The 21,368-nt window shown below is 57.5% G+C and carries 18 protein-coding genes and 1 pseudogene; 5 read left to right on the forward strand and 14 right to left on the reverse strand.

The genetic code is table 11. The annotated features are described in order from the left end of the window. Nucleotides 1-12: 12 nt before the first annotated feature. From R1A29_RS00975 to R1A29_RS00995, 5 genes are all read right to left on the reverse strand, one after another. Entirely contained in the window at nucleotides 13-1,260 is a 1,248-nt protein-coding gene (locus R1A29_RS00975) for a methyltransferase (protein ID WP_438300414.1), read from the reverse strand. Then, nucleotides 1,241-1,930, reverse strand: coding sequence for an ABC transporter permease (locus tag R1A29_RS00980; protein ID WP_085712748.1), 690 nt, complete (start codon nucleotides 1,928-1,930; stop codon nucleotides 1,241-1,243). Before R1A29_RS00980 ends, R1A29_RS00975 begins: the two co-directional genes overlap by 20 nt. Next, a complete protein-coding gene (locus R1A29_RS00985) occupies nucleotides 1,927-2,622 on the reverse strand; it encodes an ABC transporter permease (RefSeq protein WP_085712749.1) in 696 nt (231 codons plus the stop codon). The genes R1A29_RS00980 and R1A29_RS00985 overlap by 4 nt, the downstream gene beginning before the upstream one ends. 78 nt (nucleotides 2,623-2,700) lie before the next feature. Next, on the reverse strand, nucleotides 2,701-3,450 hold the full coding sequence (locus tag R1A29_RS00990; protein ID WP_085712750.1) for an ABC transporter substrate-binding protein: 750 nt from the start codon (nucleotides 3,448-3,450) through the stop codon (nucleotides 2,701-2,703). 13 nt (nucleotides 3,451-3,463) lie between these two features. Beyond that, entirely contained in the window at nucleotides 3,464-4,237 is a 774-nt protein-coding gene (locus R1A29_RS00995) for an ABC transporter ATP-binding protein (RefSeq protein WP_007897462.1), read from the reverse strand. A gap of 551 nt (nucleotides 4,238-4,788) precedes the next feature. Here R1A29_RS00995 and gabP point away from each other — a divergent pair. Then, a complete protein-coding gene (gene gabP, locus R1A29_RS01000; RefSeq protein WP_134825169.1) occupies nucleotides 4,789-6,180 on the forward strand; it encodes a GABA permease in 1,392 nt (463 codons plus the stop codon). Between the two features lie 70 nt (nucleotides 6,181-6,250). Here the strand turns inward: gabP and R1A29_RS01005 are convergent, their stop codons facing one another. The 4 genes from R1A29_RS01005 to R1A29_RS01020 form a co-directional block, all read right to left on the reverse strand. Further along, on the reverse strand, nucleotides 6,251-6,703 hold the full coding sequence (locus R1A29_RS01005; protein ID WP_134825170.1) for a hypothetical protein: 453 nt from the start codon (nucleotides 6,701-6,703) through the stop codon (nucleotides 6,251-6,253). A 6-nt stretch (nucleotides 6,704-6,709) separates the two neighbouring features. Beyond that, nucleotides 6,710-7,123, reverse strand: coding sequence for a hypothetical protein (locus R1A29_RS01010; protein ID WP_085712753.1), 414 nt, complete (start codon nucleotides 7,121-7,123; stop codon nucleotides 6,710-6,712). A 31-nt stretch (nucleotides 7,124-7,154) separates the two neighbouring features. Then, the gene (locus R1A29_RS01015; protein WP_438300415.1) at nucleotides 7,155-8,129 is read right to left on the reverse strand and encodes an alpha/beta hydrolase family protein; all 975 of its coding nucleotides are present in this window, start codon (nucleotides 8,127-8,129) and stop codon (nucleotides 7,155-7,157) included. 69 nt (nucleotides 8,130-8,198) lie between these two features. Then, nucleotides 8,199-9,257, reverse strand: a complete 1,059-nt coding sequence (locus tag R1A29_RS01020; protein WP_438300416.1) for a PDDEXK nuclease domain-containing protein — start codon at nucleotides 9,255-9,257, stop codon at nucleotides 8,199-8,201. A 261-nt stretch (nucleotides 9,258-9,518) separates the two neighbouring features. Between R1A29_RS01020 and R1A29_RS01025 the strand changes: the two genes are divergently transcribed. Next, nucleotides 9,519-9,968: a carboxypeptidase regulatory-like domain-containing protein gene (locus R1A29_RS01025; RefSeq protein WP_438300417.1), complete on the forward strand. Its 450-nt coding sequence runs from the start codon at nucleotides 9,519-9,521 to the stop codon at nucleotides 9,966-9,968. A gap of 43 nt (nucleotides 9,969-10,011) precedes the next feature. On the opposite strand, the gene R1A29_RS01030 is transcribed toward R1A29_RS01025, so the two are convergent. Further along, nucleotides 10,012-10,323 (reverse strand): hypothetical protein, encoded by a 312-nt coding sequence (locus R1A29_RS01030; RefSeq protein WP_438300418.1) that lies wholly within the window; start codon nucleotides 10,321-10,323, stop codon nucleotides 10,012-10,014. A gap of 168 nt (nucleotides 10,324-10,491) precedes the next feature. Here R1A29_RS01030 and R1A29_RS01035 point away from each other — a divergent pair. From R1A29_RS01035 to R1A29_RS01045, 3 genes and pseudogenes are all read left to right on the forward strand, one after another. Further along, nucleotides 10,492-10,986, forward strand: a pseudogene (locus R1A29_RS01035) (RNA polymerase sigma factor); the annotation flags it as partial. 7 nt (nucleotides 10,987-10,993) lie between these two features. Next, a complete protein-coding gene (locus R1A29_RS01040; RefSeq protein ID WP_438300419.1) occupies nucleotides 10,994-11,953 on the forward strand; it encodes a FecR family protein in 960 nt (319 codons plus the stop codon). A 122-nt stretch (nucleotides 11,954-12,075) separates the two neighbouring features. Continuing rightward, a complete protein-coding gene (locus R1A29_RS01045; protein WP_438302001.1) occupies nucleotides 12,076-14,526 on the forward strand; it encodes a TonB-dependent siderophore receptor in 2,451 nt (816 codons plus the stop codon). Between the two features lie 79 nt (nucleotides 14,527-14,605). Here the strand turns inward: R1A29_RS01045 and R1A29_RS01050 are convergent, their stop codons facing one another. The 4 genes from R1A29_RS01050 to R1A29_RS01065 form a co-directional block, all read right to left on the reverse strand. After that, nucleotides 14,606-17,791, reverse strand: coding sequence for a type I restriction endonuclease subunit R (locus R1A29_RS01050; protein WP_438300420.1), 3,186 nt, complete (start codon nucleotides 17,789-17,791; stop codon nucleotides 14,606-14,608). Between the two features lie 81 nt (nucleotides 17,792-17,872). Next, nucleotides 17,873-19,549: an RNA-binding domain-containing protein gene (locus R1A29_RS01055; RefSeq protein WP_438300421.1), complete on the reverse strand. Its 1,677-nt coding sequence runs from the start codon at nucleotides 19,547-19,549 to the stop codon at nucleotides 17,873-17,875. 4 nt (nucleotides 19,550-19,553) lie between these two features. Next, nucleotides 19,554-20,507, reverse strand: a complete 954-nt coding sequence (locus tag R1A29_RS01060; RefSeq protein WP_438300422.1) for a GIY-YIG nuclease family protein — start codon at nucleotides 20,505-20,507, stop codon at nucleotides 19,554-19,556. Next, a complete protein-coding gene (locus R1A29_RS01065) occupies nucleotides 20,504-21,328 on the reverse strand; it encodes a restriction endonuclease subunit S (protein ID WP_438300423.1) in 825 nt (274 codons plus the stop codon). The genes R1A29_RS01060 and R1A29_RS01065 overlap by 4 nt, the downstream gene beginning before the upstream one ends. Nucleotides 21,329-21,368: the final 40 nt, after the last annotated feature.

Below are 21,368 nucleotides of genomic sequence, written 5' to 3' on the forward strand. Positions count from 1 at the left end.
AGCATTCATTGCTCAGGGGAGGGTTTGGTGACGCTCAGCCAGTAACATCAGGTTTCTCGGCGTGAGGCCTGTCGGGCAAAACTCTCCCAGATGCACTTTGTAGTCCCGCTCCATCAACAGCAGAGCGCGATCAAGCACCAGCCAAAGCTCCAGTGGACGTCGGAACAGTCCTCGCAGCAATTCCAGGTTACGAACTTCGGCCAATCGCTGCCAACCGGCGATTTCCAGTGCCGGCCAATCCTGCTCGCCGATTGTGGATAACTCTTTCAGCGCCGCCAGATCGCGGCAGTAATCGGCAAAAGGTTTTTCCAGCCAGGCGCTCGGCAGGGAAGGTGTCGGCAGGTATTCGTCGACGCTGCGTACTTGCCGTTGCAGCAGATCGAAAGCCAGCCGGCGGGCCATGGAGGTGTCACGTTGACGTCGGACGCGGGCACCGGCGGTGACGGTTTCGCTCATCGGCAGCGACAGATCTTCCAGCGAGAGCTGTAGGTCTGATCGCAAACCAGCGGAGGACAACGCCTGATATTCAGTACGACTGATCCGGTTATAGCAACACGGTGCGATCGCCAATTGTCGGCAGCCGGCCGCCGAAGCCAGTTGCATCAGCCGCACATGCAAGTCGCCACAAGCGTGCAGGGCAACAGGTGTGTGTTCGCTGTTCAGCAATAAAGCCGCGTCCGCCGCGAGCACATCCTGCTCGACATGCAGCGCATGCAGGTGATGACGCTCACTCAGTGCCTGGCCGCTGGCGACCAGCGCCGGGTCATATTCCAGACAAGTGAGTTGCTGACCAGCGCCGAGCAGGCGCCGACCCAAATGGCCTTTACCCGAACACCAATCCAGCCAGTGCTTCGGTTGTGAGGCAAACGACAAGCGGCTGGCGAACGCCTCGATCTGCTGCCATTTGCGCCCCGGTACATCGACATTCAGGCGATGGCCGGCAGCCTCCAGTGAATGTGCAGGCAACTCACCCACTGCACTCAGTTCAAGCGACAACGCTGCCAATGAAGCAAACGGCTCCGGCGCACTCAAGAGTTCGGCAGGGTTGTTGTGGGCGTTTTCCGCATCTTCCAGTGAGCGTCCACGTAGCCACGCGGACAGTTCCGGGCAGGACGCTTCCCAGGGAGGTTGCAGATGAGTAAACGGGCGGGGCTTCCACAGCGCCTGATGTGCTGTGAGAAATTTATCCAGTGCGGTGAAACGGGCGAGTAGGGCCTCGCCCGTCAGCACGTCAGAAGAGTCAGCGTCCCTGGCACGCATCGACGCGCAGCCAGCGTTCCAGCAATTTGAAACCGCGAACCAGCACGTAGGCCATCACCAGGTAGAACAAGCCGGCAGCGAAGAAGATTTCCACCGGCAGGTAAGTGCGGGCAATGATCGTACGGGCCATGCCGGTCAGTTCCAGCAGCGTCACGGTACTGGCCAGGGCGCTGGCCTTGAGCATCAGGATCACTTCGTTGCTGTAGGCCGGCAGGCCGATGCGCGCAGCGCGCGGCAGGATGATGTAGAACAGCGCTTTCGGCCGGGACATGCCCAGCGCCCGCGCCGCCTCGATTTCACCCGGCGGAATCGCCTGGATCGCGCCGCGCAGGATCTCGGCGATGTAGGCGGCGGTGTGCAGGGTCATGGTCGCGGTCGCGCACCAGAACGGATCGCGCAAGTATGGCCACAGCGCGCTGCTGCGCACCGCGTCGAACTGCGCCAGGCCGTAATAGACCAGGAACAGCTGAACCAGCAACGGCGTGCCACGGAAAAAGAAGATGTAGGCGTAGGGCAGCGAGCGCACATACCACAGCTTCGAAGAGCGGGCGATGCCCAGCGGGATTGCCAGCAGCAGACCGGCAATGACTGCGATGGCCACCAGTTCCAGGGTCAGGGTCGCGCCCTGCGCCAGTTTCGGCAGCCACTTGATGATGACTTCCCAGTTCATTGAGCGCTCCTCGCAAAGCCGCGGGCGGCGCGTTTTTCCAGGAAGTGCATGCCGGTCATCGCCAGCACCGTCAGGCACAGGTACATGAGGGCGGCGACCATATAAAAGGTGAACGGCTGTTTGGACACCGTCACGCCGATCTGTGCGTGACGCATGATTTCTTCCAGACCGATGACCGACACCAGTGCGGTGTCCTTCATCAGGATCATGAACAGGTTACCCAGACCGGGCAGGGCGATGCGCCACATCTGCGGCATGATCAGCTTGGTGAAGATCCGCCATTTCGACAGGCCCAGGGCCACGCCGGCCTCACGGTGGCCCTTGGGAATGGCGAGGATCGCGCCTCGGAACACTTCCGTGGCATAGGCGCCGAAGCACAGGCCCAGCGCGATGACGCCGGCGGCGAAGGCGCTGAGTTCCAGTTCGGGATTGCCGAAGAACTCCCCGAGTGCGCGCATGGCGTTGACCGTACCGAAGTAGATCAACAGCACCCAGAGCAATTCCGGGACGCCGCGCACCAGGGTCGAATAAGTGCCGCCAAGCCATTGCAGCGGCTTGTACGGGGAAGTCTTGGCCAGGGCGCCGAGCAGACCGAGCACCAGCCCGAGGCACAGGGCCGTGAGTGCCAGTTTGACGGTCATCAGCGCGCCGGCGGCGAGCGCCGGGCCGAATCCGTAGAGGTCGATAATCATGGATTTCTTTTCAAATCGCGGCAGGCAAGGCCGGGAGCCTGCACCGTCGGATCACGGCGCAGGTCCCGCACGTCAGGATCAGTAGATGCTGAACGGGAAGTACTTGTCGTTGATCTTCTTGTAGGTACCGTCGGCGACGATTTCCTTCAATGCGGCGTTCAGCTTCTCACGCAGCGGGTCACCTTTGCGCACGGCGATGCCGATCTTGTCACTTTCCACGACCGGGTCGCCCTTGAACTCGTAGTTCTTGCCGGCGTCGGTTTTCAGCCAGTCATAGTTGGCGTACTTGTCGGCGAGGATGGCATCGACACGACCGGAGGTCAGGTCGAGGTAGGCGTTTTCCTGGGTGTCATACAGTTTGACCTGGATATCGCTACCGTAAGTGTCTTCAAGCCAGGTGCCGGCCAGTGTTGCGCGCTGCGTGCCGATGATCTTGCCCTTGAGCGCGTCCTTGTCGGTTTTGAAATCGACGTTTTTCGGCGCGATGAACTGCAGTTTGTTCGAGTAGTACGGGTCGGTGAAGTCCACCGCGCCCTTGCGTTCGTCGGTGATCGACAGCGAGGAAATCAGGAAGTCGAACTTCTTTGCGTTCAGGGCCGGGATGATGCCGTCCCAGTCGGAAGTCACGACGCTGCACTCGACTTTCATCTTGGCGCACAGGGCGTCGCCGATGTCTTTGTCGAAGCCAACAACCTGGCCGCTGGCGTCTTTATTGTTGAACGGCGGGTAAGCGGCTTCGATGCCCATCTTCAGGGTCTCGGCCATGGCGCCGGCGCTGAACGCCAGGGAGACGGCGGCGGCCAGGAAGACCTTTTTGTAGTTCTGCATGCGGGTAGCTCCGTTAGCGGTTGCTGGACATGAATTGTTTGCAGCGCGCCGAAAGCGGGTTTTCGAACACCTGCTGTGGCGATCCTTGCTCTTCGACCAGGCCCTGGTGGAGGAACACCACTTCACTGGACACCTGACGGGCGAACCCCATTTCGTGGGTCACGAGCAGCATGGTGCGGCCTTCTTCGGCCAATGCGCGGATGACATTAAGTACTTCCTGGACCATTTCCGGGTCAAGGGCGGAGGTGGGCTCGTCGAACAGGATCACCTTGGGCTGCATCGCCAGCGTGCGGGCAATCGCCGCGCGCTGTTGCTGACCGCCGGACAGTTGCGCCGGGTAGGCGTGGCGCTTGTCGGCGATGCCGACCTTGGCCAGCAGGGCTTCGGCGACTTCGATGGCTTCGGCCTTGCTCTGGCCGAGCACGCGGCGCGGGGCTTCGATGATGTTGTCGAGCACACTCATGTGCGGCCACAGATTAAAGTTTTGAAACACAAAACCAATCTCGGAGCGCAGGCGATTGATCTGCTTGCCATCGGCGGCAACCAGTTCGCCATTCTTGGCGGCCTTGAGTTTGAGTTCTTCGCCGGCAACCAGGATCTGGCCCTGGTGCGGGTTTTCCAACAGGTTGATGCAACGCAGGAACGTGGACTTGCCGGAACCGGAGGAACCGAGGATCGAGATCACATCGCCGTCGCGGGCGGTCAGCGAGATGCCTTTGAGCACCTCAAGCTGTCCGTAGCGTTTGTGCAGGTTGCGGATTTCAAGCGCGGGCGTGGCCTCAGCCATGTGCGTTCCTCATATATGTTGCGCTCCAGCTGTTGGTGGCCTTCCTGGCGAGGCGGCCAAGCTAGCATAGCGTTTCAATGGCAGCCAACAGCGCTACGAGCGGTAAACGGATGGCGTGTGGCAGGTTGTCGCATCAGCGCAGCAGACTGTCGCCCCGTCAACAACCGAACGGGCGTTTGAACGTTGATTCCCGTGGGTGTCGCGTAAAAAAAGGCGCGATGTTGCCACCTTTGGCGGGGTGTTGGAAGCGCTATCCGGCCGAACGTTCCTCATTCGCCCTTTTATTGTGCATCCCGCACTTTTTCAGTGTGTTTCTGGTGCGCTCGTTCGTTTGAAAAGTGAGTCGCAGGGTAACGCTTTGGCGAAAGGCCAGTATTCTCAAGGACTTGCGATGACTGTCCGGTCGCGCTAAAAACCGCGGGCCAGAAGAGTTTGAAACATTTTGGCGCAATTATTGCGTGCAGAATCTGGAACGCCCCGTTGGATTCTTTTTACGAGAAGGAACGCCAGACGGGCCGGACGCAATCGCTTTCCTCGCAAAGGTAGTTTCAATGAGCAGTACCCCAAGCTCCAATGGCCTCGAACAGGGGCTCAAACCGCGTCATGTGACCATGCTGTCGATCGCCGGTGTGATCGGTGCAGGTCTGTTCGTCGGCTCCGGCCACGCCATCGCTGCCGCCGGCCCGGCCGTGCTGCTGGCCTACGCCGCTGCCGGCATGCTGGTTGTGCTGGTCATGCGCATGCTCGGCGAAATGGCCGTTGCCTCGCCGGACACCGGCTCCTTCTCGACTTATGCCGACCGCGCCATCGGCCATTGGGCCGGTTTCACCATCGGCTGGCTCTACTGGTGGTTCTGGGTATTGGTGATCCCGCTGGAGGCCAACGCCGCCGCGACCATCCTGCACGCCTGGTTCCCGAGTGTGGAAATCTGGGCCTTCGCGCTGATCATCACCATGCTGCTGACCGTGACCAACCTGTTCAGCGTGAAAAACTACGGTGAGTTCGAATTCTGGTTCGCCCTGCTCAAAGTCGTGGCGATCATCGGTTTCATCATCCTGGGTGTGGCGGCGATTTTCGGTTTCCTGCCGAACAGCCAGGTGAGCGGCGTTTCGCACATCTTCGACACTCAAGGCTTCCTGCCAAACGGCCTGGGCGCTGTATTGGGTGCGATCCTGACCACCATGTTCTCCTTCATGGGCACCGAGATCGTGACCATCGCGGCCGCGGAATCGAAGAACCCGGGCAAGCAGATTTCCAAGGCCACCAACTCGGTGATCTGGCGGATCGGTCTGTTCTACCTCGTATCGATCTTCATCGTTGTGGCCCTGGTGCCATGGAACGATCCTGCACTGGCCAGCCTTGGTTCGTACCAGACTGTGCTGGAGCGCATGGGTATCCCTAACGCCAAGATGATCGTCGACATCGTGGTTCTGGTCGCTGTGACCAGCTGCCTGAACTCGGCGCTGTACACCTCTTCGCGCATGCTGTTCTCCCTCGGCAAGCGTGGTGATGCTCCTGCCATGGCGACCCGCACCAACAAGAGCGGCACCCCTTACTGGGCGGTGATGCTGTCCACTGGCGCGGCGTTCCTGTGCACCTTCGCCAACTACGTGGCCCCGGCTGCGGTGTTCGAATTCCTGCTGGCCAGCTCCGGCGCCATCGCGCTGCTGGTGTACCTGGTGATCGCGGTTTCGCAACTGCGCATGCGTAAGCAACGCATGGCTCGCGGCGAAAAAATCGTCTTCAGCATGTGGCTGTTCCCGGGCCTGACCTACGCGGTGATCGTGTTCATCGTGGCCGCCCTGACCATCATGCTGTTCCAGGAAGCCCATCGCGTGGAAATCCTCGCGACCGGCCTGCTGAGCCTGGTGGTTGTCGCGACCGGCATGCTCGTGGCGCGTCGTCGCAAGGCAGAAAACCGTGGTGCGGTGGTGTTGAACTGATCCGTATCGCGTAATGCAAAACGGCCGCTGTCAGTGATGACAAGCGGCCGTTTTTGTTTGCGGGCGAGGTTTATTCGCTCTTTTCTTCCTGCACTTCAAGCGACTGGCCGTAGGTGTCCAGTGCCTTCCCGAAGTCGGTGATGAATTGCGGCTCGCTCAGCCAGGCCTGGGCCGTCTCGCGATCCATGCCATCGGCCCACATGCGGTAGTCGATCAGCATGTCGGCGGCCAGGTGAGTGGCAGCCATGCCTTCGTCGTCGGCGTTTTCCATGTCCAGCAGTTCAGGATGGTCGACGATGATGAACGCCAGTTCCCGCAGCAGTGTCAGCAGCATGTCGTCGCGGCTGACGGCTTCGGCGTCGCGCATTTTGCTGAACATCGCCAGGGTGTATTCCGGAATCGGTTCGGCCAGGTGACCGTGGTCATCGTCCAGGGCCAGAGGTTTGCGGCCGACCATGCGGATCTGCTTGGCTTTGGCCTTGGCGCGTTTGGCGCGTTTCTGCTGTTTGTTCAGGGATGCCATGGGAACTCAGTCTTTCTGTTGGGTTTGTGCGGCGATCGCGTCGGACGCGGCCACATAGTCTTTCTGGAAGTCAGGCGATTCGATCCACGCCAGAGCACCGGCTTCGTCGGTTTCGGTGGACCACTGGCGGTACTCGATCAGGGCGGCGAGGATGAAATCCATCGCGCCTTCTTCGCCTTCCTGCTCGTACACCAGCTCCAGCAACGGGTCCTCGAGGAACGCGGTGCACATGGCCTGCTGGCTGATCTTCTCGGCGTCGATCATTTTCTTGAACAGTTCTGTCAGGTCCACCGATTCGAAATCGATGCGGTCGTCGTTCGGGTCCAGCTCGACCGGTGCCTCGGCGCGTTTGGTGCGGTTCTGCTTGGCCTTGGTCTTGGCCCGGGCGGCGCGTTTTTGCTGCTTGTTGGCGGAAGCCATGGTGTGTGTTCCGTGATGCGTTGGAGGGGACTCAACTGCGCGGCACTTGCCGCCCCGGTGTATCGGGGGCCAGTGCGCCGGTTTGCAGCCAGGTCAGCGCGATGGGCCATAGTGTGGCTTGGTATGCGCTGCGAAAAAAGGCGAAATGTCCGACTTCCTGTTCACCGATGTCCTGCGGCTCGATTCGCAGGTGGGTCTTTTGCGCATTGTGGAAGTAATCGAGCAGGCGTTCGGTTGCCGGGATTGTTCCGTAAGGATCGTCGCCGATGCTGATCGCAAGGGTATTTGCTCGGACGTTGGCGAAGGGCAGGTCGCCGTTTTTCGCCAGCATCACCCGACCGCTCGGACGCCGTTCATACCGCGCGTTTGGCGTGCTCCAGTCGCGCACCACACCGGCGGGCGTGTCCTCCAGCCAGCCGAGACGCTTGCCGGGGAAGTAGCCACAGAACAGCGTTAGCAGCGGCATCAGCAGATGCCATTTGCCGAACATGCGCCAGCGATGTTCCGGGGCGTAATCACGCCAGTAGGCAAACTGTGCACCGACGGTTACCAGTCGTCGGATCGCTGATCCGGACGCGCCAAGTCCTGCCGCACAACCGCCGAAGCTGTGCCCGACCACATCGATCGGCTGGCCGGGAAACTCCCGCTGAGCACGATTGAGCATCGCCTCGAAATCCAGTGCTCCCCAATCTATCCACGAAGCTTGCAGGTGTCTCATCGACTTCGGCCGCGATTCACCAATGCCCCGGTAGTCGAAGATGATCACATCAAAATTGTGGGCGAACAGGTAGGCGGCAAAACGCGAATAGTGACGGCAACGCACCGAGGTGGCGGCGTTAATGATGACCACCGGGCGCTGTGGGTCAGGTGAAGCGTGGCGCCAGGTGAAACCACCAAGGGGATAACCATCGGCGGCGGGCTCCCGGAAGGGTTCGTCCTGAACGTCGCTTGTGAGGGCGACTCTGTCCTGAGCATTTTCCAGTGCGTGCGTCTCTTGAAAACCCATGGCTCTCGACCTTCGCGAAGTAGCTGCCAACGATAGTCTCGGCAAGCCTGGTGAACAATCCGTCAGTGTTTATTCACTCGGTTGATTGCGCAGGCGCTCTTCAAGCTGAAGCTGTTCACGGTTCAATTCCGCTCGCAATTCATCTTCGCTCGGCAGCACCAGCTTATAGCTGCTGGCGAACAGTTGTTCATTGCCCTTGAGCATCGAGTAGTGCGCAACCGACTCGTTCTGTTGCGCACAGAGAATGATCCCGACTGTGGGCCCGTCGCCTTCGCTGCGTTTGAGGTCGTCGTACATGCGGATGTACATGTCCATCTGCCCGACATCCCGAGCGCTGAGTTTGCCGCGCTTGAGGTCAATGATGACGAAACATTTGAGCAGATAGTTGTAGAACACCAGGTCGATGTAAAAATCATCGTCGCCGTCGCTGATGCGTTGCTGACGGCCGACAAAGGCGAAGCCCTTGCCCAGCTCGAGGAGAAATCCCTGAAGTTGATCGATCAAGGCCTGTTCCAGTTCCGACTCCTGAAGCTTGCCCGGTGATGGCAGGCCGAGAAATTCGAGAAGCACGGGGTCGCGGATGAACTCCCGGGGATTGCTTTTCATCGCGGCGATGTTGGTCGCTGCCTCTGCGTAGACGTCGGTTCTGTCTCGGCTCATCAACAGTCGTTCGTAGTAGAGCGTGTTGATCTGCCGATCCAGAGCGCGGCTGGACCAGTTTTGCGAGGCGGATTCGTTCATGTACCACTGCCGGGCTGATTCGCTTTCGACCTGTATCAAGCGGCGGTAGTGGGTCCAGCTCAATTCGTGACGCAGTGCGTCACGAATTGGAAATGCTTGATAAAACAAGCGCATATAACGGAGGTTTGATGCATCGAAGCCCTTCCCGAAATCCTCGGTCAGTCGCTTGGCCAGCGTAGCCAGCAGATGCTTTCCATAACCCGCGCGCCGGGCCCCCTGTTGTTCAAACTCGACAATATGCCGCCCGATCTGCCAGCAGGTCTGGACCTGAATCGTGTCGACCGTTCGTAATACTTTCTTCCGCGCTTCACGTATCAAGTCACCGAGGTTGCCCAGCAACGAATCGAGTTTCGGATCTTGCGTATCAGCAGGTTCAAGTTGGCTCATCAGGTCTTCCGGCTCAGGAGAAACAGAAGCGAGAGCATGCCAATAACCCACGGCTTGGCGATGCCGGCCATGTCTGGTTCAACTGAAGGAAGGGTGAGCGGGTTTTGCGGGATCTGACCGACTACGGCAATGATTGGGGAATACAACGCGTAGTCCTTTTCGCACCCAGGACAACTCCCAATCAATCTAAAACCAGCCCCGCATCGCAAAATCTAAACAGGAGTAACGATTGGGTTCTGCGAGAACCCGGGAGTACTCATCATGAAACGCGTCACTTCACTCATGTTGCCCGTCGCCGCTGTGGCGATTCTGATGTTCCCGCTCATGGCGCAAGCCACGAGTGCCGAGCCTGTCGAAAGCGCCGGCGTGCAAGTCCAGCAGCAACAGCAGAACGGGATCAATTACCTGTCCGGCGGGATCGGCCTGGACGAGTCGCGGGCCATTCAACAGTCCGCTGGTTACAACTTGCACATGACCTTCGCGGTCGGTGCGCAAAATCTGTACACCTCCGACGTCGATCTGGTGGTGCAGAAAGCGACAGGACAGCCTGTTCTGAACCTGAACCAGATCGGGCCTCTGGTTTATGCACAGTTGCCTCCGGGCAAATACACCGTGGTCGCGACCCGCAATGGCGAGGTGCGCCGGGACGTTGCCAATGTCGGCAGCGGCGCATCCAGCAATCTGGTGTTCCATTGGGACTGGCATCAATAGCGTCTGCCAGGACGGGATTCGCCCTGAGTCCCGTCCTTCGCGATCACTTGCGTACTTTCCGGTAGATCCGTAAGCCGAACAGCGCAACGCTCACCAGCATTAGGGGAATGTGGCTTTGCCACACGACTTCGAACCAGTACCTGCGCGGTTGCAGATCCCGGAGGAAAGTTGTGCGCGGGCCGCGGTTCGTCGTCGTAATCGAGCCACTGATCAGGCTGTCGATGATCATGTAGATCGACGCGCCAATGGCGAACGTGATCAACAGCCCGACAAGCAGGGTCAGCCAGAACGAAGTCCGGCTCTGCCGATAAGGTGGCGGGTGGGGCAGGGGGACGCGGGTTCGTTTCTGGTTCATCGATGAGATGACCCTCTTCCGTAAGGGGCGGCCAAAGTATCGCGGATCCGTAATGACCGAAACCCGTCAGCGTTGAAAACTCATCGCACTATGACTGATACTGTTTCTCATTAACGCCCGTGAAAGGATCACATTGGCTCAGTCAAACGAACCCGGACTCGCCCCTCGATGCCGCCAGCTCCCCGCCTGCTGCTGAGTTTTCAGGAACACTATGACGACTTGCTGAATTACCTGACCCGACGCATGAGCGACCGGCAGCGGGCGGCCGACGTGGCGCAGGAAACCTATCTGAAGCTGCTGAACATCGATGAGTCGGTGGCGGTGCTCAACGACCGGGGTTTCATCTTCCGGGTGGCGGGTAATCTGGCGATCGATACCTTGCGTCGCGAGCAGCGCTTGAGCGGCAGTTTCGGCGACGATCTGGAATATTCCCAAGCCGTCGATCCGGCACCGCCGCCGGAAGCCGCGTTTCTGGCCAAGGAACGCCTGGGGATTCTCGACGACGCCCTGCAGCAGTTGTCGCCCAATGCGCGGCAGGCATTGCTGCTCAATCGCCTCGAAGGCTTGACCCAGGCGCAAATCGCCGTTGAACTGGGCGTCTCCGAAAGCATGGTGGCCAAGTACATCGGCCAGGCCCTGCGTCACTGTCGCGACTGGTTGAAGACCAACCATGCGTGACCTTTCCCTTTCCAGCCACGATGCCGCCATGACCGACCCTTCGCAAAGCCTTGAAGACACCGCACTCGACTGGGTGGTGCTGCTCAACTCGGGCAAGGCCACTGCGGCCGATCGGCTCGCCTATCAGCAGTGGTGTGGCGAAAGTCCGGTTCATCAAACCCTGGCCGATGAGGCGCAGATGCTCTGGTCGATGATCGGCCAGACATCGACCGCCAGGCAGCACCTGAAAACGCACCCGGCTGCACGCCGGCGCAGGCACTGGTGGCCTGCGCTGGCCGCCTCGGTGGTGCTGGCGATTGCCGGAGTGACAGGCTGGCAGCAATGGCCGGCGCTCAGTTCCGACTATCACACCAGTGTCGGCCAGCAGCAGCGCGTGACGCTGCCCGATGGCAGCCAGGTCATCCTCAACAGCGCCAGCGCCTTTTCGCTGGCCTATTCCAATGATGAGCGCACCGTGATCCTGCGCGAAGGCGAAGCGCTGTTCGAACCGGCATCCGATCCCCGGCCGTTTGTTGTGCGCATAGGCGATGAGCGTGTGCAAGCCAGTGGCGGAACCTTCAGCGTACGCCGCGACGGAGACGCCGTGACACTGGTGGTCAGCACCGGTCAGGTTCAGCTCAGCGGCCAGCACCAGCCGATGCTGGTGCAAGCCAATCAGCGACTGGAGCATCAGCCCGGCCAGCCGCTGCTCGCCGGGCAAAAAGTCGACGCCGCAAGCCTGACGGCCTGGCAGCGCGGCAAGCTGATCTTCAACGGTCGTCCTCTGGGCGAAGTGATCGGCGAGCTGGAGCGTTATCAGCACGGCAGGATCCTGATCTCTGACCGCGAACTGGCGGCGCTGCCGGTCAGCGGTGTGTTCGAACTCAACGACCCGCAAGGCTCGCTGCGAACCCTGGAGCAACGCTATCCGCTGAAGGTCACCTACCTGCCCTGGTTGGCGGTGCTGCACTGATCTGAAACTTTTTTCATAAAGCGACTGCAAGTTCCTTCCTGCCGAATCGTCGTAGTGGGACTGAGAAGAAACTCATTCTCATTGACGCATTCATTTTGGCTGGGAAGGAAGACGTGAAAGGTATGTTCAAGCAGTCGGCACAGACGCGCAGCAACCACGGCAGACACATCGTGCACCGGACCCTGTTGGCTCAGGCGGTCATCGCCGGCCTGTTCGGTTCGACCCTGGTGCAGGCGCAGACCAGGGATGCTGCCGCGCAGGAAACCGGCGCACAACAGCGCCAGGTGACGCTCTCGTTGCCTTCCCAGTCCCTCGATCAATCCCTGACCGCGTTTGCCGATCAGGCCGGATTACGCCTGCTCTACACCACTGCAGATGTCGAAGGTGTGCAGGCCGATGCACTGAACGGTTCGATGAGTATTGCCCAGGCGTTGCAGGCGCTTTTGGCTGGCAGCGGCATGAGCTGGGAGTTCAGCGATGCCCGCACGGTGATCCTGCGTCGCGCAAAGGCGCCGGCGGCGGCCATGGCACTCAAGTCGATTGAAGTCAGCGTGGCTTCGCGCACCAGCACCGCCATCAGTGAGATTCCCGGCACGGTGTGGGTCGTCGACCAGACCCAGTTGCGCGAACAACTGCAAACCGGTGTCAGCCTCAAGGAGGCCATCGGCAAACTGGTGCCCGGGCTCGACCTGGCGCCGGAAGGGCGCACCAACTACGGCCAGAACATGCGCGGGCGCAACGTGCTGGTGATGATCGACGGCGTCAGCCAGAACAGCTCGCGTGGTCTGTCGCGCCAGTTCGACAGCATCTCGCCGTTCAACGTCGAGCGCGTCGAAGTGCTGTCCGGCGCCAGTGCGATCTATGGCGGCGGCGCCACCGGCGGCATCATCAACATCGTCACCAAGAAGGCCACTTCGGGCCCGGCGCAATTCGAAACCCAGATCGGTGCCAGCAGCGGCTTCAACAACAGCGACGATCTCTCCACGCGCATCGCGCAATCGGTCAGCGGCGGCAACGACAATATCAGCGGCCGCCTCGGAGTTGCCGGCGAGCAGAACAAGGCGTTCTACGACGGCGCCGGCGACCAGATCTTCATCGACAACACCCAGACCGACCTGCAATACAACCGCACCATCGACGTCATGGGCAGCCTGGCGATGCGCTTCAACGACGAGCAGACCCTCGATCTGTTGGCGCAGTATTACGACTCGGGCAACAACGGCGACACCGGCATCTACTTTCCCAACCTGAAATACCAGAAGCCGTCGAACCTGGAAGACGCCGAACTGCGCAGCGGTTATTCCACCGACCTCGATCCGCGCACCAAGCGCGTGCTGCTCAATGCCAACTACCACCACAGCGATGTGCTGGGGCAAGACTTCTACCTGCAAGCGTCGTATCGCAAGGAAGACAACAACTTCTACCCGTTCCCTTACTACAACACCGGTAAACCGGTGGGTTCCAAGGGTGTGTACTTCGCCGCTTCGCAGCAGAACTTCGAGGTCAGCAGCCTCAAGGCTTTGTTCGCCAAGGAGTGGCAATCCTTCAAGTTCACCTATGGCGTGGATCTGGACCGCGAGCGTTTCAATGCCGAGCAGAGCACCTTCGATCAGCGCGTGTCTTCGGAAAGCGGCGGGCTGGATCTGGATACGTTGAGCAAGGCACCGCGCTATCCGAGTTACCGCGTCGACGGTCTCTCCGGTTACGGCCAGCTTGACTGGTACGCCACGGACAACTTGACCGTCTCCGGCGGCATGCGTCGTCAGCAGATGGACGTGGACGTCGGCAACTTCAAAGGCATCGCCGGCGGCAGCAACGATTACGCGGTCAACCTGTACAACCTCGGCACCATTTACGATTTCAAGAACGGTCATCAGCTGTGGGTCAACTACGGCGAAGGTTTCGATCTGCCGGACCCGGCCAAGTTTTACGGCAAGCCGGGCCTGAGCGTCGCTGACAACCCATTGGCCGGCATCAAGAGCCGTCAGGTGGAAACCGGCTGGCGCTACTCCGACAGCGACTGGGACGCCCAGGCGGCGCTGTATTACATCTGGTCGGACAAAGTCATCACCACCGACAGCGCCACCCTGACCATCGACGTGATCGACCAGAAGAGCCGCGACTACGGTTTCGAAGGTGCGCTGACCCGACACTTCCAGAGTGGCTGGGAAGCGGGCAGCACCCTGCACCTGGTGCGTTCGGAAGAGGAGGGCGCAAACGGCGGCTGGATCAAGCGCGACGCCCGCTACGCTTCGCTGTCGAAATCCACCGCGTTCATCGGCTGGAGGGGCGACCGCACCAGCGCCCGCCTGCAAGGCAATCACGCCTTCACCCTCAAGGACGACGCCGACCACAAAATCAGCGGCTACACCACCTTCGACCTGCTCGGCAGCCGCGACACCGAATTCGGTACCTTCAGCGGCGGCATCCAGAACCTGCTGGACAAGCAATACAGCACGGTCTGGGGTCAGCGGGCGACGCTGTTCTACTCGCCGACCTACGGCCCGGCGTACCTGTATGACTATCAGGGGCGTGGGCGGACGTATACGTTGAGCTGGTCGATGGCTTATTGATCGGCTGAAAAAGACAAAACCCGCGATCTCTGGAAAGGGATCGCGGGTTTCTCTACTCGCGGAAAAAATTAGCTATTTGCTATCTGGTTTGGCTAAGAAGTTCGGAACCCACATCTTTTTTGAGCAATTCATAAAGTACAGTGAGAAACACATCTCTGGTCGCCTCATCGCTGAGCAACTGTGTCGCCATGCTTTGGTGGCTACCCATTGCCTCTGCGATTGCCTGAATTGCTTTTCTTGGAAGATCCGCCTTCATTGCTTGTGCGCGAGTGTTGTTCTGAACTTGGTCCATCACTACCGTATCGGATCGGAGCTTCTCTGATACATGCACCGCAAAAGCTACTTTGTCGGTGTCGTTGATATTTTTTCCGAACGCTTCATTCAGTTTTTCAATCAGTTCAGAAAGGTACTTTTTCTCCCGATCCCGCGCGTCCCGTAACCCGTTATCCGTCACGCTGTACAACGTTGGAGTTTCTCCTGTAACGGGGACGCCCCCCAGTGAGTCACTTTTGTTGATCTTGAAGTGGCTGAGAGTCAGGTCAGCGAGATCAACCTGTTCGGAACCGATACCTTTCAAGCGTTTACGCAACAAACGAGCGAAACTGGCGAATGCCTCCAACGACGGATCGGCGAACTCGACAAGCTGCGCCACGTACTCATAAGTGCGGACAAATTTGGTCAGGCTCTCGCTGAATATCATCAATTCGTCGCGTTTCTTTGCAAATTCGGCACGCTGAACATCCGCATTCTGCATGTCCTGCTCATCACCCTGTTCATTAGCGACTTCCCAAGCCTTTTCCCATTGGTCGATCCCATCATTGAGCATCTTTAACTTGCCGTTGAAACGGTCGGTAGCGGGTTGAGTCAAGGCATAGAGTTTCTGGTGGGTGACCTTTCGATCAACAATGGCATCCCCAAACGCGCTGACTTCGGCGCTATCGTAAATGTACATTTCGTCGAGTCGCTGTTTGATGTCATAGACGATATTGGGGTCTTGAATATCAGCGACTTGTGCATCTCGATAAAAAGTCTTGAAGGCTTTCAGGATCTCTTCAGCCTCGTTGGCGAAGTCGATTACGTACGTTTTGTCTTTACCGGGATATGTGCGGTTTAGACGAGATAATGTCTGCACGGCTTCGACGCCCGAGATTTTCTTGTCCAGGTACATGGCAACCAGTTTTGGCTGGTCGAACCCCGTCTGAAATTTATTGGCAACGATCATCACGCGGTAATCAGGAGTATCAAAAGCCTTGCGCATATCTCGACCGTTGAGGCTCGGGTTCAGATTGGTTTCGCTGAATGCATGGTCTTCTCTGAAATCGGCCGCTTGGACCTCCGAGTTCGGAACATCACCCGAAAACGCCACCATCGATTTGATATGGGCGTAATTGTTGCGTTCGCAATAGTCTTGAAGGGCCAATTGATACTTGACTGCTGAAGCGCGAGAAGGGGTCACGATCATTGCTTTGGCCTGGCCATTGAGCAGATGGCTGACGTTCTTCTTGAAGTGTTCAACGATCAGTTCGACTTTCTGCCCCACGTTGACCGGGTTCAGTGCCAGCCATTTGGCCAGTGCGCGGTTTGCGCTTTTCTCGTCAACTCTCTCGTCCTGGCTGTCCAGGAACGCCGAGCCAATTTTGAACGCGACTTTGTAGCTGCTGTAATTCTTCAGCACATCGAGAATAAATCCTTCCTCGATTGCCTGCTGCATCGTGTACAGGTGAAAGGGCACCGGAGGGTTTTCGATGCTCACAGGGCTTTCTGGTTGTCGTGGACGACCAAAAAGGCTGATGGTTGAGTGTTTGGGCGTCGCGGTGAAGGCAAAGTAGCTGGCATTACCGGGGCGCTGGCGCGAGGACTGCCAGACAGAGAGTCGCTCTTCTTTACTGAGGTTTTCCCATTCATCTTCGCTTTGTCCGGTGAGTACATAGCGCAGGTCATCAGCAGTGGTACCGCCAGTGGAACTATGGGCTTCGTCAATGATGATTGCGAATCGCCGATCACGTAACGATGTCTCACCAAGAATTGCCGCCTGAGCGTGTGGAAACGTCTGCAATGTACAAATGATGATTGGGGTGCTTTCCAACATCGCGTTGGCCAACTGCACACTCTTTGGCAGGCTGCTTGTTTCGCGATCGATGGCCCGCACGAGCCCTGTCTGGTGGTCGATTTGTCTGATGGCATCTTGCAGCTGTTTGTCCAACACCTGGCGGTCGGTGATCACCAGTACACTGTGAAAGTAGGGCTCGCCATCCGGTCGGCGAATGCGAATCAACGAATGAGCGGTCCAGGCAATGGTGTTGGTTTTGCCGGAGCCAGCGCTGTGTTGGATCAAATAAGGCTGGCCTGCGCCTTCTTGCTCCACTGTGTTAAGCATCTTTGTCACGCTTTCCCACTGATGGAAGCGAGGAAAGATCATTGTTTCCTTGAAGGATGCGATGCCCTTCGCATCCTGTACTTCTTTGCGCTCCAGCAGCACGAAACGATGGAAGATGCGCAGCCAATTGTCTTTTTGAAGTACTTGTTGCCACAGGTAGCTGACAGGGTAGCTGCCGTCCTTATTCGTCGGGTTTCCTGCGGCGCCGTCGTTGCCACGATTGAATGGCAGGAAGAATGTCGAGTCGCCCGCCAGCCGGGTGGTCATGCGAATGTCGCTGTCACTCATCGCAAAGTGAACTACCGCCCCACGTCGAAATGCCAATAGTGGTTCGGCCAGTCCAGTCTTCAGACTTTTGGGTGGCCTGTCCTGGCAATACTGCTGCATCGCTGCTTCAACGGATTGAGTGAAGTCAGTTTTCAGCTCAACGGTTGCCACCGGCAGACCATTGATGAAAAACACCAGATCAATTTCGTCGCCTTTGTCCTGAGAGTAACGCATCTGTGGCACCACTCGCAGACGGTTCGCGGCATAGCGAGCGATGACAGTGTCGTTGCGGGCGTCCTCGGGCAGCGCTTGACTCATGGTTAGCACGCCCGCACCTGAAACTGTAAAGCCATGACGCAACACATTGATCGTGCCGCCCAGCTTGTTCTGGAGCTGTGCAACCAGTCGGTCAAACAGAACGGCCCGTGTGCTCTCGCCGTGCATTTTGCGTAACGCAGCCAGTTGCTGCGGGTGAGCGTCGTTCAACCAATCGATCACATCTTCCGGATACACGGCTCGGGCGATGTCATAGCCATTGGATTTGCCCACAAGCCAGCCACTATCGGACAACTGTTCGATGATGTGGTGTTCCAGTTCACATTCATGGTGGATGTGGGACATAGGCGAGCGATCCTTCACAGCTAAATTGAGCCCGGTTTGCGCGGGGAGTTTGTCTTGAGTTTGACTAAAGTTTGTCTAAATTCAGCGGCTTTCAGGGGGCCTTAGAGCCCAGCGGCCTTTGTGCAGTCCCCCTGATTTCTCAATGGTTTTGTCCCTGGTGGACATCGCATTCAGGAGATTGCGGAATTTATTCTGCTTCTGTTTTTCGTCTAGGGCGTCTGAAAGTTTGTCTAGGATCAGCGTGATCAGCTCATCACGAGAGGCCGAGCCATAGTGCTTCAGGTAGTCGAGAATCAACGTTTTGTAATAGGCATCGTTGAAGGCTCGATTGCGTATGTAGTCGCTTTTGTTTCCCGTGCTTTTTGCCACTTGTGCCGCCGTGTAGTAGTTCGGCTTGCGACCTTCGATCAAGCCTTGCTTGCGCAGCATCGCCGCAGCTGCATCGTTGATTGGCTGCTTTTTCTGAACACTGTCCAAGAGCATCACTGTGTTCAGCGGCAGGTCCTCATGTTCGAGCAGCAGGCGAGTGTAATTCTCGTCAATCACATGACCATAGATTTCAAGCACAACCTTGTGTGCCTCTGACTTGCTGTAGTCGGGTAGTGGAAAAAAACGACTGCGTTGTGAGAGGGTCATCGTGCGAATACCAAAACCCATGGTATCGATCATGCTGAGGCTGACCATAGCTTGAGTCAGCCATGGATTGCGGTAGCGAGTCGGGGTTTGTTCACCGCTAAAGTAGTCTTCGGGCTTGCCTTCGAAAAATCCGCCGGCATTTTCAAAGACCAATCGATCAATGCGTTCGGTAACGATGATTCGAGACTTCAGTTGGTAATCCTGGTGAGCAATGCAGTTGTGCAGAGCTTCAAGAATCACGCGAGGGTCGTATTTGCTGACTTCTGTGGCGAGCAACTGGTTTTGCGGGAATAGCTTGTAGCCAATGTTGCGGATGCGGTGGAGGACTTGAGTCGTCGCCAGCAGAAACGGCGGACCGAAATGCTCATAGGCTTGCTCCTCGCCGGTCAGCTTCCATGTGATTTGTGCCAGTGTCGGCAGGAAGTGGCTGGACTGAGGCTGGCCAAGCAGCAATAGCGCAGTGTGGGTGATTCGACCTTGGATGGTGATCTTCGCTTTGTCCAAAAAAGTAGCGGTATCCCAGTTTGGGATATCTGCTGCGAAGGGTGCGTGACGGTACTTTTCGGAAAACTTTTCCCGCGCCACTATCAACGCCTGTTCATCCAGATCAGCGAGAGTGGCGTCTTCAACGGTTTCGGCAGACCAGTCGCGATTATCGATAGGCTCACCCAGAATCGCATGAAGGCGCTCTGGACGCATTTCGATCAAGGCATCGTCGAGACGTTGCCAGGCTTTGTCATGGGCATACACCGGTAACCGAGGCTGGTGCTGCGGAATGTGGAAGATCCACACGACTTTGCTGGTGTCACTGGTCTTGATGGCCTCAATTCGGAAGCCTTCCGAATCCAGATTGGTACAGCGCCCCAATAAGCGCTGGCGAATATTTTCTGGTGTGTAGTCGTGAAATTTTTCGATGCCGACAATGCGTAAAGAAGCATCTTCCACTCCAATGACCAGATGGCCGCCCTTCATGTTGGCAATTGCCGACAAGTAGCTGGCAATGTCCTCACCCTTGCGACCCGACACGGCGTGGGTGAGGTTCTTGAACTCCTTCCACTCGCAGGCAGCGCTTTTCTTGGGGAAAATTTCGCGCAAGTACAGTTGAAGGTCGGCTTCGTTCATTGAGTTATTCCGTAAGGGCCAAGTCAGCTTCGGGTTGATCCATTGCGGCAACCTGCTCGTCTTGCCATTGGGCATAGGTCAGCGTGGAATCTTTCACTGTCCAACTTGTACGCCCGTTAGCGTTACGACCCAGGACTACGGCAGCAGCGGCGCTGGGACTGTTGAACGCGTAGTCGTCAATAAATCTGCGCGTACCATTTTCCGGTGCTGACAGCGCACCCTCCTTGACGACTCGCTCGAACAGTGTCTGATAGCTATGGGGGGAGCTTGTCCATTCTTCACTGGCATAGGAGTTTTTCAGAACGAAGAACTCGCCATTCACTTCTTGTCCATATGCTGTGATCGACCGATTTTTACTGGTCAATTCGAAGACAGGCGAATGGGTAACCATTTTCATGCTGACGCTGGAAGTTTCCTGGAGTTGCGAAGGCTTGGTGACTTCGCGCAGAAAACCTAGGCCTAAGGTCGGTAATACGGTACGGATCTGTTCCAGAAAGAAGGCCATGTCGGCTTGATCCGATTCCGGCAAATTGTCGTAAATTCTATCTGCCGTATTGATGACGATGGAGTGCCCGGCTTCTTTGGCGATACGTATCAGGCGGGTTTCCAGGTACTTGACGTGGGCCTTGGTCAGGTTCAAGTCCTTGCTGGTGACCAGACAGGCACGCTCCCAGAAGTCCTTGCCACCGAGATGCTCGCCCTGATTGTGTTCCTTGAGGCGCCGAGCAACATCGTCGGATTCTCCGATGTACACGCGATCCAATGGGCTGCCATCTGGATCGGGCCCCATCAGGAAGTAGACGCCGGTGCGCCCACATTCTGGTCGTTGGACCAGCTCTGCGAATTTGCTGCGCGGCCCCGTGAGCACGTGGCCGGACCAGTTGATGATTTCGGCGGTCAACAGACCGCTTGGCGTGCCGTCGACCAGAAACAAACGAATACTGCGTCCTTGACTCATGAAGCTTCCCTTAGGTCGATTTGGCCGGTGACTGCTGCGGTGATTAGGGCGGTGCGGTGCTCTTTTAGTAAGGCTAGGCTGCTTTCGGTTTTACTGATTAAAGTATCGATGCGAGTGCTGCCAGACTTAGTTGTGCTGATAATTTGAGCTTGTTCTTTTTCGGGAGGAAGGCCAAATTTCAAGTTGAGGATGACGGACTGCGCTATGTTAACCATTGATGAACTAGCGCCAGTAGCTTCAATTTCAACTTCTCTGCGCCCAAGGATGGAAATAATAGCGGCAAGGTACTCGCTGTTTACTAGATGATTTGCTCTAAGTCGATAGAGTTTGTCGCATAGCAGCAGGTTATAAAAGTCTCGATGGATAACTGCGCAACTACCAACTAGTTCTCGAGTGTTTGCGCGCGAAACAAGAATATCCCCTTTGCTTAGTCCAAGTTCAGGGCGAGGTTCTAGAAAAGAGGGGAGGGCTTTATTCTCCGCAGCTCTGAAGTTGCCACCGTTTACACAGCCAACCTTTAAAACTGCCCATTCACCTTCCTCTGCTATGCGTGACTCACATTCCGGGCTCCATCCTTGCTCGATTGAAGTAACGACTCTCTTTACAGATGTGACGGTCCAATGCTTTGGCATGGTCCCGATTGAGCTAATGCCTGAGTCCTTCATTTCTACTGTGTGGTCAAGCCCTTTGGTTATGTAGTGAGTGATGAGAGCTTGGCGTTTCTCACGTAGAAATCCGATGAAACGGATTTTCTTAGAAATCAATTTGTTTATGCGTGTCACTTCTCGATCAAGATGATCAGCAATGTAGGTTTGCTCCAACGGAGTAGGCCATGCAGCCTGAAAGTTACGAGTGAACTCA

It is taken from the genome of Pseudomonas sp. NMS19W, from assembly GCF_051554255.1.
GTDB lineage: Bacteria > Pseudomonadota > Gammaproteobacteria > Pseudomonadales > Pseudomonadaceae > Aquipseudomonas > Aquipseudomonas kribbensis.

Excerpts from the sequence above, each read along its gene's own strand:
- R1A29_RS00975 (WP_438300414.1), bottom strand. The coding sequence starts at position 1,260 with ATGCGTGCCAGGGACGCTGACTCTTCTGACGTGCTGACGGGCGAGGCC.
- R1A29_RS00980 (WP_085712748.1), bottom strand. The coding sequence starts at position 1,930 with ATGAACTGGGAAGTCATCATCAAGTGGCTGCCGAAACTGGCGCAGGGC.
- R1A29_RS00985 (WP_085712749.1), bottom strand. The coding sequence starts at position 2,622 with ATGATTATCGACCTCTACGGATTCGGCCCGGCGCTCGCCGCCGGCGCG.
- R1A29_RS00990 (WP_085712750.1), bottom strand. The coding sequence starts at position 3,450 with ATGCAGAACTACAAAAAGGTCTTCCTGGCCGCCGCCGTCTCCCTGGCG.
- R1A29_RS00995 (WP_007897462.1), bottom strand. The coding sequence starts at position 4,237 with ATGGCTGAGGCCACGCCCGCGCTTGAAATCCGCAACCTGCACAAACGC.
- gabP (WP_134825169.1), top strand. The coding sequence starts at position 4,789 with ATGAGCAGTACCCCAAGCTCCAATGGCCTCGAACAGGGGCTCAAACCG.
- R1A29_RS01005 (WP_134825170.1), bottom strand. The coding sequence starts at position 6,703 with ATGGCATCCCTGAACAAACAGCAGAAACGCGCCAAACGCGCCAAGGCC.
- R1A29_RS01010 (WP_085712753.1), bottom strand. The coding sequence starts at position 7,123 with ATGGCTTCCGCCAACAAGCAGCAAAAACGCGCCGCCCGGGCCAAGACC.
- R1A29_RS01015 (WP_438300415.1), bottom strand. The coding sequence starts at position 8,129 with ATGGGTTTTCAAGAGACGCACGCACTGGAAAATGCTCAGGACAGAGTC.
- R1A29_RS01020 (WP_438300416.1), bottom strand. The coding sequence starts at position 9,257 with ATGAGCCAACTTGAACCTGCTGATACGCAAGATCCGAAACTCGATTCG.
- R1A29_RS01025 (WP_438300417.1), top strand. The coding sequence starts at position 9,519 with ATGAAACGCGTCACTTCACTCATGTTGCCCGTCGCCGCTGTGGCGATT.
- R1A29_RS01030 (WP_438300418.1), bottom strand. The coding sequence starts at position 10,323 with ATGAACCAGAAACGAACCCGCGTCCCCCTGCCCCACCCGCCACCTTAT.
- R1A29_RS01040 (WP_438300419.1), top strand. The coding sequence starts at position 10,994 with ATGCGTGACCTTTCCCTTTCCAGCCACGATGCCGCCATGACCGACCCT.
- R1A29_RS01045 (WP_438302001.1), top strand. The coding sequence starts at position 12,076 with ATGTTCAAGCAGTCGGCACAGACGCGCAGCAACCACGGCAGACACATC.
- R1A29_RS01050 (WP_438300420.1), bottom strand. The coding sequence starts at position 17,791 with ATGTCCCACATCCACCATGAATGTGAACTGGAACACCACATCATCGAA.
- R1A29_RS01055 (WP_438300421.1), bottom strand. The coding sequence starts at position 19,549 with ATGAACGAAGCCGACCTTCAACTGTACTTGCGCGAAATTTTCCCCAAG.
- R1A29_RS01060 (WP_438300422.1), bottom strand. The coding sequence starts at position 20,507 with ATGAGTCAAGGACGCAGTATTCGTTTGTTTCTGGTCGACGGCACGCCA.